This window comes from Oceanococcus atlanticus, assembly GCF_002088235.1.
GTDB lineage: Bacteria > Pseudomonadota > Gammaproteobacteria > Nevskiales > Oceanococcaceae > Oceanococcus > Oceanococcus atlanticus.
In genome coordinates, this window is record NZ_AQQV01000002.1 from 446,629 (window position 1) to 460,036 (window position 13,408).

Annotated in this window: 10 protein-coding genes; all 10 read left to right on the forward strand. The window is 64.3% G+C overall.

Annotated elements, in window-relative coordinates; all coding sequences use genetic code 11:
• Positions 1-7 precede the first annotated feature (7 nt).
• Positions 8-2,722 carry a nitrate reductase gene (locus ATO7_RS09265; protein WP_083561805.1) on the forward strand — a complete coding sequence of 905 codons (2,715 nt, stop codon included), beginning with the start codon at positions 8-10 and terminating at the stop codon, positions 2,720-2,722.
• 169 nt (positions 2,723-2,891) lie between these two features.
• Entirely contained in the window at positions 2,892-4,112 is a 1,221-nt protein-coding gene (locus ATO7_RS09270; protein WP_158523134.1) for an OmpA family protein, read from the forward strand.
• Positions 4,113-4,498: 386 nt separating this feature from the next.
• Positions 4,499-5,518: a DUF3034 family protein gene (locus ATO7_RS09275; RefSeq protein WP_083561407.1), complete on the forward strand. Its 1,020-nt coding sequence runs from the start codon at positions 4,499-4,501 to the stop codon at positions 5,516-5,518.
• 30 nt (positions 5,519-5,548) lie between these two features.
• A complete protein-coding gene (locus ATO7_RS09280; protein ID WP_206044861.1) occupies positions 5,549-6,019 on the forward strand; it encodes a group I truncated hemoglobin in 471 nt (156 codons plus the stop codon).
• 167 nt (positions 6,020-6,186) lie between these two features.
• On the forward strand, positions 6,187-6,780 hold the full coding sequence (locus ATO7_RS09285) for an FMN-binding protein (RefSeq protein ID WP_083561408.1): 594 nt from the start codon (positions 6,187-6,189) through the stop codon (positions 6,778-6,780).
• A gap of 10 nt (positions 6,781-6,790) precedes the next feature.
• Positions 6,791-7,666, forward strand: a complete 876-nt coding sequence (locus ATO7_RS09290) for a PepSY domain-containing protein (protein ID WP_083561410.1) — start codon at positions 6,791-6,793, stop codon at positions 7,664-7,666.
• Positions 7,667-7,809: 143 nt separating this feature from the next.
• A complete protein-coding gene (locus tag ATO7_RS09295; protein ID WP_083561412.1) occupies positions 7,810-9,660 on the forward strand; it encodes a hypothetical protein in 1,851 nt (616 codons plus the stop codon).
• Positions 9,657-12,476 (forward strand): tetratricopeptide repeat protein, encoded by a 2,820-nt coding sequence (locus tag ATO7_RS16965; protein ID WP_158523135.1) that lies wholly within the window; start codon positions 9,657-9,659, stop codon positions 12,474-12,476. The genes ATO7_RS09295 and ATO7_RS16965 overlap by 4 nt, the downstream gene beginning before the upstream one ends.
• Positions 12,460-13,107 carry a tetratricopeptide repeat protein gene (locus tag ATO7_RS09300; RefSeq protein WP_158523136.1) on the forward strand — a complete coding sequence of 216 codons (648 nt, stop codon included), beginning with the start codon at positions 12,460-12,462 and terminating at the stop codon, positions 13,105-13,107. Before ATO7_RS16965 ends, ATO7_RS09300 begins: the two co-directional genes overlap by 17 nt.
• Entirely contained in the window at positions 13,104-13,406 is a 303-nt protein-coding gene (locus tag ATO7_RS09305; protein ID WP_083561416.1) for a hypothetical protein, read from the forward strand. Before ATO7_RS09300 ends, ATO7_RS09305 begins: the two co-directional genes overlap by 4 nt.
• The last annotated feature ends 2 nt before the right edge of the window (positions 13,407-13,408 follow it).

Sequence of the window (13,408 nt, forward strand, 5' to 3'; positions counted from 1 at the left end):
AACCACCATGTCCAATCTTCCCGCCCTGCCCCTGGCCCACAGCGGCACCCAGCGCACGACCTGCCCCTATTGCGGCGTTGGTTGCGGCGTGCAGGCCAGCGTTGATGGCGCCGGTCAGATTCACATCGCCGGCGATCCGGCGCACCCCGCCAATCTGGGGCGTCTGTGCTCCAAGGGTTCGGCGTTGGCCGCCACCACCAGCCTGCAAGGGCGGCTGTTGCATCCGCAGATTGGTGGTCGCATCGAAAGCTGGGATACGGCGCTGAGCACCACCGCGCAGCGCCTGAAGCAGGTGATCGACGAGCATGGCACCGAAGCGGTGGCGCTGTATGTCTCCGGTCAGCTGCTCACCGAGGATTACTACGTCGCCAACAAGCTGGTCAAAGGCTATCTCGGCACCGCCAACATCGACACCAATTCGCGCCTGTGCATGTCGTCGGCCGTGGCGGGGCATGTGCGCGCCTTCGGCGCCGACACCGTGCCATGCAACTACCAGGATCTGGAGCTGGCCGACATGGTGGTCATCACTGGCTCCAATCTGGCCTGGTGCCATCCGGTGGTGTATCAGCGTCTGGTCGCGGCCAAACGCCAGCGCCCTGAAATGCATGTGGTGGTGATCGATCCGCGCGGCACCCCGACCTGCGACATTGCCGACCAGCATCTGGCGCTCAAGCCGGGCACTGATGTGGCCCTGTTCAACGGCTTGCTGTCCGACCTGCATCGTCGCGGCCATGTCGATGAAGAATTCGTGGCGCGCCACACCCAGGGTGCCCGCCAGGCCCTGGACAGTGCCGAGCTGAGTGTTGATGAGGTGGCTGAGCTGTGCGGACTGGGCATCGCCGAGGTCTGCGCCTTCTACCAGCGCTTCGGGCGCACCGAAAAGGTCGTGACCGTGTTCTCGCAGGGCGTCAATCAATCCAGCGCCGGCGCCGACAAGGTCAACAGCATTATCAATTGTCATCTGCTCAGCGGTCGCATCGGACGCCCCGGCATGGGTCCGTTCTCGATGACCGGCCAACCCAACGCCATGGGCGGGCGCGAGGTCGGTGGTCTGTCCAACATGCTGGCCGCACATCTGTCGCTGAGCGAACCCGGCCACCGCGCCCTGGTGCAGGAGTTCTGGGGCAGCCCGCGCATCGCCAGCCAGCCCGGACTCAAGGCCGTGGATCTGTTCGAAGCGGTGCACAGCGGTCAGATCAAGGCGATCTGGATCATGGCGACCAACCCGGTGGTCAGCCTGCCCAACGCCAACCGGGTGCGCGAAGCACTGGAGCGCTGCCCACTGGTGATCGTCTCGGACATACGCGAAGACACCGACACCGCGCGCCTGGCACACATCCGCCTGCCCGCCACCGGCTGGGCTGAAAAAGACGGTACGGTGACCAATTCGGAACGCCGCATTTCGCGCCAGCGTGGTTTTCTGCCCGCCGCCGGCGAAGCACGTCCCGACTGGTGGATCATCAGCCAGGTTGCACAACGTCTGGGTTACCGCGGCTTCGACTACACCGCACCGGCCCAGATCTTCGATGAGCACGCGCGACTGTCGGCTCATGCCAACAGCGATGACCAGACGCCTCGTCCGTTTCACATCGGCGGTCTGGCCGGGCTCAGCGCCGAGCAATACGACGCCTTGCAACCGATACAGTGGCCGGTTCGGCAGGCCGGTGATGGCGGCACCGCGCGGCTCTGCACCGAACATTTCTACACCGCCAATCGGCGTGCCAATCTGGTCGCCGTGACATACCGGGCGCCGGTTCACGCCGCCGATGCCGAATTCCCGTTTGTTCTCAATACCGGGCGCATTCGCGACCAGTGGCACACCATGACGCGCACGGGTCTGGCGCCGCAGCTGTCCAATCACATTGCCGAGCCGTTCGTGGACATCCACCCGCACGATGCCATGCTGTGCGCGGTGCGCGAGGGCGCGCTGGCCCGCGTGCGCAGCCGCTGGGGCCGCGTGGTGGTGCGCGTGCGTTTCAGTGCTGAGATGTCACGCGGGCAGATTTTCATCCCCATCCACTGGAGTCAGCAGACCGCCTCGGATGCCCGCGTGGGCAAGGTCGTCAACCCGGCGGTGTGTCCCATTTCGGGCGAGCCGGAGTTTAAGCACACCCCGGTGTCGATCGAGCCCTTCAGCGTGGATTGGCACGGCTTCGTGCTGACTCGCGATGACATCGACACCACCGCACTGGCCTGGTGGACCCGCATTCAAGGGCAGTCATTCCTGCGTTACGAAATTGCCGGCCGTCATCAACCGGACGACTGGTCGCAGTGGAGTCGTGATCTGCTGCAGTTGGATCAAAGCGAAGCGGTCGATCTGATCGAGTTTCGCGACAACGCCTCGGCGCTGTACCGCGCTGCGGTGATCATCGACGACACGGTGCACGCCTGCGTGTTCGTGTCACCGCAACCGGACCTGCCCTCTCGCGCCTGGCTTGCCGCCCTGTTTGATCAGGGACCGCTGGATGATCGCGACCGCATCAGCGTGCTCGCCGGACGTCCGGCCGATGCCACAGCCGATGCCGGCGCGCTGGTCTGTTCCTGCTTCGGCGTAGGCCGCAACAGCATTGCGCGCGCCATCCAGGAACAGGACCTGGACAGCCCCGAGGCCATTGGCCAGTGCCTCAAGGCCGGCACCAACTGTGGCTCCTGCGTGCCCGAACTGCGCAAGATTCTGCTCGACACCCGCAACAACCGATCACTGGCCCACAGCACCGACTAGGCCCGCCACTGGCATATTTGTTGCTTCGTCAGAGAGGCTTGCGCGGCGCGGCCACGCAGCACACAAACCGCTGATTCACGGACAACGAAGTCCACGCTCCCGAGCCCGGGGGCGTGGGCTTTTTTTATGCGCAGCGTCTATGCGCGGCGCAACGACCCTGGGAGTTCACATGAAAACGCACTTGAAACCCTTGCTGTTACCCCTGCTCTTGATGGCGGCACTGCCGCTGCCATCAAGCGCCGGGGCTGGCTGCACCGCACCAACATCGTCTTCTGCCCTGGAACTGGGCGGCTGTATGGCCGGCGACTCGCTGATCCTGCGCGACGTCAAATTCGACACCGACAAGGCCACATTGAAGCCGCATTCGATCGGTCTGCTGCAGCAGGTTGCCAGCGAGCTGAAGAAAAACCCGAGCATGAAAGTGGCCATCCAGGGCCACACCGATGCAGTTGGCGGGGCCGACTACAACCAGGCCCTGTCCTTGCAGCGGGCCTCGGCCGTGGTCGATTTCCTGATCGGCGCCGGGGTCAATCCGGCGCAGCTGGAAAGCCAGGGCCTGGGTGAATCGCAACCGATGGCCGACAACGCCACGGCCGTCGGTCGGGCACTCAACCGGCGCGTCGAGCTGGCCTTGATCGGCACGCTCAAACCGCAGGCACCGGTCGCCGCCGAACCACCTCCGCCGCAGACCGTGTACATCTCCACCTTCCACGCCAAACCAAGCACCTTGACCGTGCCCGTCGGTACCGAAGTTGTCTGGAAAAACTATGACGAAACCTCATACGACATCACGTTTTCAGATGGCGTCAAGATCGGTCGAATCTGGACGATTGGCAACGAAGCTCTGCCCTGGGGCGGCAGCCCCGCCAGTCGTACCTTCGACCAACCCGGCGAATACACCTATCAGTGCGCGGTCACCAAAGCAGTCAACGGCAAGATCATTGTGAAACCGGTCGACGAGATCAAAGTGACCGAAGCGCCCGCCTTTCCGGGACATACCACCTCAACTTATAAGGCCGAGCAAACCAGCAAACCGTATAACTCGGGGGGCTATAGCGCGCCGCTACAGCACACCAGCCATCAGCACAGTGCACCTGCAACCGCTGCTGCACCGACAACCGCAGCAGCGCCAGCTGCGCCATCCGGCACTGCCGCGGTCAGCATCGACCGCCATGCCTTCAGCCCGGAACGGCTGGTGGTGGCCAAGGGCTCTACAGTGACCTGGACCAACAATGAGATGTCGCGGCACATCGTTGTCTTTGGCACCCGCCAGAGTGACGCGCTGCGCAAGGGCGACAGTTTCAGTCGCGTTTTCGAGCAACCGGGTGAATACCCGTACCACTGCGGCATGCACAAATACATGACCGGCACCGTTGTGGTGGAGGGCTGAGAACATCACCACGATGACGCAGGCGCACTGCTGAGGTGCGCAATCGCGCCAGCATGGTGCTGGCGTCAGGCAACAAGCAGGTCAACGGCGGCCTGTGTAGCACTGCAGGCTGGGTAAACGTCCCATCTGCACCGCAAGGCAAGTTGGCATAGCCATTGCTTTAATAAAACCAGGCACCGCTGGGGTGCTGAAGACAAACAGGCGGCAACGCTAAAGCGCTGCCACACAAGGACAACGGCGTCCTCATCTCCGGAAATCTGGTTTCGGTGATGAGGGCGCTTTTTTTTGGCCGGTTGTTCGGCCAGGTGTCCGATCAGGGAGACAAGTACACGGCGTCCAGGCTGCTTAGACGCCGCAACCGTGAGTAACTTTTGAGGACAAAACAAATGAATTATTCGAATGGGAGTAAACGCCGCTGGGCGAGTGCGATGCTGGTCGCAGGCGGACTGCTCTGGGGTAACACGGCAACGGCCGGACTGGTCAATTCCGGCAAGGTACTGGCCACCGGTGGGGTCATCAACGTCGATGGAGCCGGTGGTGGGGGCATCGCCCCCTGGGCCACGATCTCCGGCTATGCCACTCGCGACGGGATCAACGGTGGTCTGCACTACACCTGGGTGTACCTGCCCGACTACTCGCTCAACTCCTATGGTTTCACCGCTGGTTTCTTCGATCGCCTGGAGTTGTCATACACCCGCAGCACGCTGCCAACAGGTGGCACCTTCGACACCGTTGGTCTGATTTCGGATGCCGCCGGCCTGGACACCGGCATCGAGCCCTTCAACACCACGATCAAGATGGACGTCTACGGGGCCAAGCTGCGCCTGTTCGGGGATGCGGTCTACACCTCGGACAGCTGGATTCCACAGGTCGCTATCGGTGGTCACTGGAAGGAGAACAAGAACGCCGCCCTGATGAACACCTTGCAGGCGGCCGACACCGAAGACTGGGAAGCCTATGCGGTGGCAACCAAGATCTTCTTCCCGATCAGCACCCTGGTCAGCGTGGCCGGCCGTTACACCTCGGCCAACCAGACCGGTCTGACCGGTTTCGGCGGGCCTGACGGCAACGACAAGGAACTGCGACTGGAGGTCTCCATCGCCCACCTGTTGTCCAAGAACACGGCCTTTGGCTTTGAGTACGCCCAGCACGGCGACAACCTCGGTGGCCACAGTGTGGAACTGGCCGGACTGGACCTGACCGGCGTCACCGGCCTGCTCAGCGACCTCGGCCTGGGCACCGGCGACACCCTCACCCAGCTGCCCGAAGACGACTGGTTTGACGCCTTCTTCGCCTACTTCCCGAACAAGAACATTTCGTTCGTATTCGCCTACGCCATGCTCGGCAACATCACGCTCACACCCGAGCAGCATGGCTTCTACATCTCGATGCACGCGACCTGGTAAGGCGCACAGCAACCACGCAAGGAGATTCACATGACACTCAAGACACGTCTGATCGCCATGACCCTGGCTGCCAGCTTCGGATTGGGTGCGGCGCACAGCGCCGCAGCCACCGAGAAGAAAACCAACCCCATCCTGGGCATCCCCTCCTCGGCTGTCGAAAAGTTCGGCGGCGAGGAAGGCGTGCGCAACTGGGTCGAGTCACTGTTCTATTACATCATGCTCGACAACCGCATCAATCACGTCTTTCGTGAGTACGGCAACATCGAGCGGCAGATCTACCTCAACACCCAGTTGGAACAGTTGGTGCTTGGCAAACCGGTGGAATACCAGGGTGCCAGCATGGCGGCTGCACACGCCGACCTGGCCATCAACATGGAGCAGTTCAACGCCGTGGTGGAGGCGGCTTACAACGCGTGCGAGCGCACCAATATCACCTACTACACCTGTAACTATCTCATCGCGGCGCTGGCGCCGTTTACCGACGACATCGTGACGCATTAAGGCGCACGGTCACCCCCTTGCGTGGGGGCGGGTCACTTCCCTGGTTGCGGTCGCTGCATCACGCATGAGATGTCACCTAAGTGAGTTCCCCAAAGACTTGGCGGCTTCAATTCGGCCGCCCCCACGCCTCTTTCAAGACCAATCCTCACTCGATTCAGGTAGCTTGCATGACTCCGTCTACACCGCCCTCAACCACCGCAACCCGTTCAGCTCCGAGCGGGCGCGCATTCGGGCGCCATGAACTGATCGCCTATGTCGTGGTGCTGGCATTGTGGCTGCTCACCGCAGCCAGCGCCTACGCATTTGAGCTGTACAAAACATTTCAAACTCCCGAAGCCTTTCTTGCCGAGGTGTTCGACGGCAGTGCCCCGGCACCCAAGACGCTGACACTGGGGCAAAACGAGCAAAGCAGAATTTCAGCCGTGTTCGGGCGCGCATTTCCACAGAGCCGGGTGCGTTACTGGCAACAGGGCACCCGCACAGCCTGGATCTTCGATGACATCGGCAAGGAAGGCTACGTGCCCACCACCTGCGGCTTTGTCATCAACAACGGGCAGATCGAACACCTGCGCGTACTGATCTACCGTGAGTCGCGCGGCGAGCAGGTCGGCGAAGCCTCATTCCTGAACCAGATTCGCGGTGCACAAGCCAGTGGAAATGGACTCAATCAAAGCGTCGACAACATTTCCGGCGCCACGCTCTCGGTCAAGATGATGGAGCGCATGGCACGCACGGCGATCGAGCTGGATAGCCTGCTCTAGGAGTAACGCCATGCACAACAAAAGCATCAGCGCCGCCCCCGCAACGGCACCCACCCACAACCCGCGACGCAACTGGTATGCGCGCATGGAAAAATGGCGTCGCGAACCCTTCGTGTTCCAGCGTCAGAAGCTCACCATGGCGGCGCGTACCCGCCAATGGCACCAGCGCGCCGGGCTCTTCGCCAGCCTGTTCATGGTCTGGCTCGGGGCCAGCGGCTTCGTCCTCAACCAGAGTGCCGGCTGGGGCCTGGATGCCGTACGCATCGACTCAGGCTGGCTCATGAGTCTGTACGGCTTGCACCCGGAGCCACCAAAATCCGGCTACTTCAGCGATAGCCACTGGCTGGCCCAGACCAGCGAGAACACCCTGCTCAACGGGCGCCCGGTGATTGAGTACATCCCGTCACCGCTGGGTCTGGCCAGCAACGGCGATGCCGACGATCCGCTGCTGTTCGTTGCGGCCAGCGATCGCCTGGCCATATTTGATGTCAACGGCCAGCGCATCGACGAGCTGCGCGGCTACACCCTGCCGATCTCGGCCATCCGCCGCATCGGCGAAACCGACACCCACGGCATTGCAATCCAGGACCTCGACACCTTTGTGACCCGAGACGGCCTGAGCTGGGAACCACTGCCCGCAGGGGCGCTGGTCAGCTGGTCCAAGCCCCAGCGGCTGCCACCGGAATTGCAGGAGCAGGCCCTGCCCTATGCCAAACCAACCATGCCGCTGGAGCAGATCCTGATCGACGCCCACAGCGGCCGTCTGTTCGGACGCTACGGCCCCTGGGTCATCAATGTGGTCGGCTTTGCCGCCGTGCTGCTGGGGCTGACGGGCGCCTACATGTACTGGTCGACCGCGCGCCGGCGCCGCCGTCGTACACGCTAATGCAGGCCATCTGATGCTCAGCCAAAACCCCTTCATGCAAATGCGCGCCGGCCAGCCGCCGGCATCGCCGACCGCCGTGCCTGTGGCGGCGCACGCAATGGACTAGGCCAACGCATATGCGACTTCGCTCAAGGTTTGTGAACATGCTGCTGGCCGCTGCCTGGCTGGCAGCATCGCCGCACACCTGGGCCGCCCTGGATGAACGCACGGCTGCCGTGCTTGAGGCCGCGCTGGCCCAGCAACCGGGCGAGGTGGCGACGCTTTATCTGGGCCAACAGGCCGAGCATCGACGCATTCGCCGCGTGCTGCTGATGAGCGATGAGGTGGTCCATCTCGACCGCCGCCTGAGTCACGCCGAAGCGCAGGCACTGGCCGAAGGCGCGCTGATGCCCCTGCCGCTGCCGCAAGGCACTCAAACGGTGCTTATCGAGGTTCAGCACAACCACCTCGACGACGCGCCCATGGACCACTGGCAGATCGAGCAGCGCAGCCTGGATGCACCCGACACCACCACCAGCGTGGTGCTCGCACCGCCACGCTGGGCGTTGTGGCGCAATGCCCTGAGCATCACCACGGACAGCGCTGCGCTGACCCGCCATGCCGCCTTTGAACTGACCGCCGGGCGTCCGCTGCGCGCGGCCGCCCTGCTGCATGCGCAAGCCTCCCGCGGTGCGTTACCCTGGGAGGCCCGACTGCTGCAGGCCGAAGCTCGTCATCAGCTCGGCTTCGACAGTCGCGCCAGCTGGCGCAGGCTCGGCACGCAGGCACCACCGGACATCGCTGCACAGGCCCAGCTGCGCCTGGCCGAAGTCGCCCTCAAACAGGCCGACAGCGCCACCGCCATGCAGGCCCTGGCGCAGCTGCAACACGCCCTGCCCGCACCCTTTCACCCGCGCCGCAGCGCCGTGGCTTTGAGCTTGCGGCAGGGACCGGCACCGCTGGAGCTGGATGACAACACCCTGGCCCAGGGTGAGGTGATGTTGGCCACGCTCAATCGCGCCGCCATGGAAGGCGGCAGTGCCGGACACGCCGTGCTTGAGCGGCTCGGCAGCTTGACGCCCGAGGTTGACGACGAACTGGCCTGGAGCGTGCGCGATCAGGCCAATCTGATGCTCGGCTACAGCCACCTGCGGCACATGCGCCCGACATTGGCGCAGGCGGCATTCGCCCAGGTTCGAGCCAGCGGTCCGTTCAGCAACGCCGGTCGCCTGGGCCTGGGCTGGGCACAGATTTCGCCGGGCGGCGCGGCGACCACGGAAACGGTCGAGGCCTTGCCGGTGGGTGATGCGCTGGGCGACATCCTGCGACCACGCGGCGACGATGCCACCGCACAAGCCCGCCGCATGACCCCGTTTCGCACCGTTCACGGTGTGGCCCGCGGCCAGCGCGCCGAAGATCTTCAGCGGGCCCTGCAAGCCTGGATTGATCTGATGGGGGCCGACCCGCTCGACCCGCCGGTGCAGGAAGCTATGCTGGCCATCGCCTATGCGCTGGTGCATCTGGGCGCCTTCGAAGATGCCCGTGCCCGCCTCGACCGTGGCGTGGAAAAGCTCGCCGTGCTGAACGCTCAGCTCGATGCCATCGAGCTGCCCCAGATACAGATGCTGGCCAAGCAGCTGATCGAACACGCCGCCGACGCCCAAAGCTGGGATCAGCTTGAACGCGGCTCGCGCTGGTGGCGGCGTGAGCAGCTGCCGCAGCACTTCCATCTCGAACGCCTGCTGCAACAACCTGCGCTGGCGGCAACCTTGCAGCACTGTCGCCAGTTGCGCGAGGCTGCTCGCTGGCTGCAGGACAGCCCGGAACCCAATCTGGCGCAACAGGCCGTCGCCGTGGTGCAGCAATGTCAGGCGCGCTGGAGTCAGGCAACCCTGACTCAGATCCATGCCTGGCAACACATGACCGAACGCTATCTGGGCGAAGCCCGCCTGGCTCTGGCCCGCCTGCACGACCGCCAGATCGACTTCACCCTCAACGCGGTGGATACGCCATGAAACCGCGCGCACTCAACCTGATGCTCGGTCTGTGCCTGTGCGCCTGCAGCAGCCTGCCGGACAACCGCGTGCGCACGCTGGGCCAAAGCACCGAGCTCAAGACACCCAGCCGTGGCAACTGGTTTCTGGCCGCCCGGCCCAGTCTGGTACGGATGGAAAGTTCGGCCCGCCTGCCGCCGGACAATGATGTCGCCATCCGCAACTATGACGCGCTGGCCGATTCGGCCAGCGACCCGGCCACACGCACCGAGTCGGCCCGACGCGCCGCTTACCTGCGTATCCGCCGCGCTGAAGTGGACGGCGATGCCCACGCCGATCTGGCCATTGCCATCCACAGCCTTGAAGACCTGCTCAAGCAGCATCCCGAGGACAGCAACCGCGACCTGTCGCGCTATCAGCTGGCGCGCGCCTATCAGGCGGCCGGCCAGCCGCAGCGGGCCAGCGCCCAACTGCGCGACCTGCTTGAACAGAGTGACTCGCAGCTTGCCCAGGATGTGGCCTTTCGCCTGGCCGAGCTGGAATTCATGCAGCACAACTACGCCGCCGCAAGCCCGCTTTATCGACGCGTGCTGAGCGCCAATCCGCAAGCGGCGCTGGCCCGCATGGCACGCTACAAGCTGGGCTGGTCAGCCTATCGACTGGGCCAGTTTGCGCTGGCCATCGACACCTTCGGCAGCATGCTGGACAACAATCTGCCGCCGCCATCGCAACTGGTCACGGCGCAGGACCTCGATGCGTTACTCGCCGCAGACGACCCATGGATAGGCGATGCCCTGCGCGTGACCAGCCTGTCGCTGATCGAACTCGGCGGCCCCGATGCACTCGCCCGGCACTACGGAACGGCTGCCAACGAGCCCGACTACTACCCCCTGGTCTACGCCAGCCTGGGGGCCCTGTATCTGGAAAAACACATGCTCAATTCCGCCGCAGACACCTTCGAACGTTTTTCCAGTCGCCACCCGCAACACGCGCTGGCGCCACACTTCGACCAGCGCCAGATCGGCATCTTCCGCGATGCCGGATACACCGCCGAAGCCCTGCGCAGCATGAGCGAGTACGCCATCCGCTATGCACCGGACGCCGCTTACTGGTCGGCCCAGGCCTCCGACCCGGCGGTGCTTGCCCGGGTGCACAGCTACGCCCGTCTGGTCGCCGAGCACCACCATGCGCTGGCTCAGGCGGCCGGCGCCCAGGGCCATGCACATTACCGCGATGCCGCCGACTGGTATCTGCGTCTGTTGAAGATGTTCCCGGAAGCCGCCGACGCCGCCGACATCGAGCTGCTGGTGGCGGAAACCTTCCAGGCCATCGACCAGCCGCAACCCGCAGCCGAACATTTCCTGCGTGCCGCCTACGCCTACCCCGGCTTCGAGCGCGCCGCCGATGCGGCCTATGCCGCAGTGCTGATCCTGCAACACCAAGCCGACAACGCCGCTCAAGCGCAGCGCAAGGCGGCTCTGACGCGCGTCATCGAAAGCGGTCTCAAACTGGCTGAGCACTTCACCGAACATCCGCACTGGGCCGCCGTGGTGATCAAGACGGCCGAGAACCTGGCCGCGCAGGAGCGCTGGAGTGACGCCGCCAACCAGGCCGCACGTGCCCTGGCCAGCACGGACCTGAGTCAGGATCTGCGCATCGCGGCGGCCTCGGTGCAGGCCGACGCGCACTTTGCTCTGGCCGACTACGCCGCCGCCGAATCGGCCTATGGCCAGCTGCTTGCCCTGCTGCCCGCAGAGGATGGCAACTCGATTGCCGACCAACTCGCGGTAGCCATCTACCGGCAAGGTGAGCAGGCGCGCGAGCAGGGCCAGGCCGCCCAGGCGGCGGCGCATTTTCTACGTGTTGGTCAGCGCGTGCCGCAGGCCAGCATCCGCATCGAATCAGATTTTGATGCCGCCGCCATGCTGCTGAGCATCAACGATCTGGCCGCTGCCGAACCGGTGCTAGAACAGATCCTGTGGCGCAAGCCGGATCACAAACTGGCCTCGGAAACGCGCCGCAAACTGGCTGCCGTTTACCAGCAACGCGGCAAGCATGAAGCCGCCGCTTCGATCTACGCGGCCATGTCCAATGACAGCACTTTGCCATTGCAAACCCGGCGCCAGGCCGCCTGGCAATCCGCCGAGCTGTACGAGCGCGGCGGCGAGACGCGTCAGGCCGTCAGCGCCTATGCCGATTACGCGCGTCGCTATGCCGAACCGCTGAGCCAGGCCTTGCGTGCCCGTCAGCGACTGGCTGAACTCAGCCGCGATCAGATTGGCGATCTCAAGCAGTACACGCACTGGCTTGAAGCCCTGATCCAGACCGAGCACGCCGCCGGTGCGGCGCGCGATGAGCAATCACGCCTGCGCGCCGCACAGGCCGCCCTGGAACTGGGGCGCCTGGAGGCTGCGCGGGCCAGTGGCGTCCGCATACAGGCGCCCTTCGAACAATCGCTGTCACGCCGCAAAGCGCAGATGGAACGTGCCATCGGCTGGTTGCGTCAGGCGGCCGACGCCGGCTTCACCCAGACCACGCCGGCCGCCATATTCGCCATGGGTGTGAGCTACGGCGAGTTTGCCCACGCCCTGTTGCACGCCCCCGCGCCAGCCGGGCTGAGCCCGCTGGAAGCTGAGGAGTTCGCCTTCCTGCTTGAGGAACAGGCTTTCCCGTTCGAGGAGTTGGCCATCGAATTGCATGAACAAAACCTGCTCCAACTGGGACATGGATTGTGGAATGTGTGGATCGACCGCAGCACCCAGGCGCTGGCCGAACTGGTGCCGGCCAAATACGCCAAATCGGAATTGCTCGCGCAGCGCTATGTACCGTTGCACTGACACGCGGCGCAGCCGTGCCTGGCTAGCCACCACCGCATTGGTCCTGATGCTGGCGCTGCAGGCCTGTGCGCCTGGGCCCGCCCGACGCGCGCCCAGTGTCGCCAGCACCACGCCGAGTGCGCCCATCAACGATGATGCCCGGGCACAATACGCAGCGGCCCTGAGCCTGATCGACAATGGCCAGGCTGAAGACGCAAAGGCGGCCCTGCACGCGCTGGTCGCGCAGCACCCCAGGCTGTCCGGGGCGTGGACCAATCTTGGCATCCTGCAGGCCCGGGCCGACGATACGCCGGCTGCCCTGATCAGCTTCACGCAGGCCTGCCAAAGCAATCCCGAAAACCTCATCGCGTGGAACTGGCGGGCCAGCCTGTTGCGTCAGCAACGGCGTTATCTTGAGGCCGAACAGGCTTATCTGGCGGCCTTGCGGATTGACGAGGCCGATGCCTCCAGCCACCGCAACCTGGCCCTGCTTTACGATCTCAATCTGGGTCGGACGCAGGACGCCCTGGATCACTATCGTCGCTATCAGCAGCTCAGTGACAACCCGTTGATCGTGCAGGCCTGGATTCACCGCCTGGAAGATCAGCTCCAGAGCACGCAAACCCGTGTAGCCGAACAGAGCACGCCATGACCTACGCCCGTCTCAATCCCTGCAGCAGCGCTTTTGCGCTTGCCCTGTTGTTCAATGCGCCAGCGGTCGCTGCCCAGACCAGCGGCGACGCCGTCCTCGGCACCACCGTGGTCGGCGAGCAGGACGCGGCCATCGGTCTGTTCGTCAACCCGTGGAAGGAACACGAGGCCAGCACCACCGACCGGCCGCCGCGCTTGTATGACGTGCCCTTTGCGCCGGTTGATGCCGAAGCCTTTCGCCAGGCGGTTGGTCTGCGTCAGAGCCTGGACACTTACCGCCTGCAACGCCTGCACCGCTAGTC

Coding starts and splice junctions, on each gene's coding strand:
- ATO7_RS09295 (WP_083561412.1), top strand. CDS start 7,810: ATGCTGCTGGCCGCTGCCTGGCTGGCAGCATCGCCGCACACCTGGGCC.
- ATO7_RS09265 (WP_083561805.1), top strand. CDS start 8: ATGTCCAATCTTCCCGCCCTGCCCCTGGCCCACAGCGGCACCCAGCGC.
- ATO7_RS09300 (WP_158523136.1), top strand. CDS start 12,460: ATGTACCGTTGCACTGACACGCGGCGCAGCCGTGCCTGGCTAGCCACC.
- ATO7_RS16965 (WP_158523135.1), top strand. CDS start 9,657: ATGAAACCGCGCGCACTCAACCTGATGCTCGGTCTGTGCCTGTGCGCC.
- ATO7_RS09275 (WP_083561407.1), top strand. CDS start 4,499: ATGAATTATTCGAATGGGAGTAAACGCCGCTGGGCGAGTGCGATGCTG.
- ATO7_RS09305 (WP_083561416.1), top strand. CDS start 13,104: ATGACCTACGCCCGTCTCAATCCCTGCAGCAGCGCTTTTGCGCTTGCC.
- ATO7_RS09270 (WP_158523134.1), top strand. CDS start 2,892: ATGAAAACGCACTTGAAACCCTTGCTGTTACCCCTGCTCTTGATGGCG.
- ATO7_RS09280 (WP_206044861.1), top strand. CDS start 5,549: ATGACACTCAAGACACGTCTGATCGCCATGACCCTGGCTGCCAGCTTC.
- ATO7_RS09290 (WP_083561410.1), top strand. CDS start 6,791: ATGCACAACAAAAGCATCAGCGCCGCCCCCGCAACGGCACCCACCCAC.
- ATO7_RS09285 (WP_083561408.1), top strand. CDS start 6,187: ATGACTCCGTCTACACCGCCCTCAACCACCGCAACCCGTTCAGCTCCG.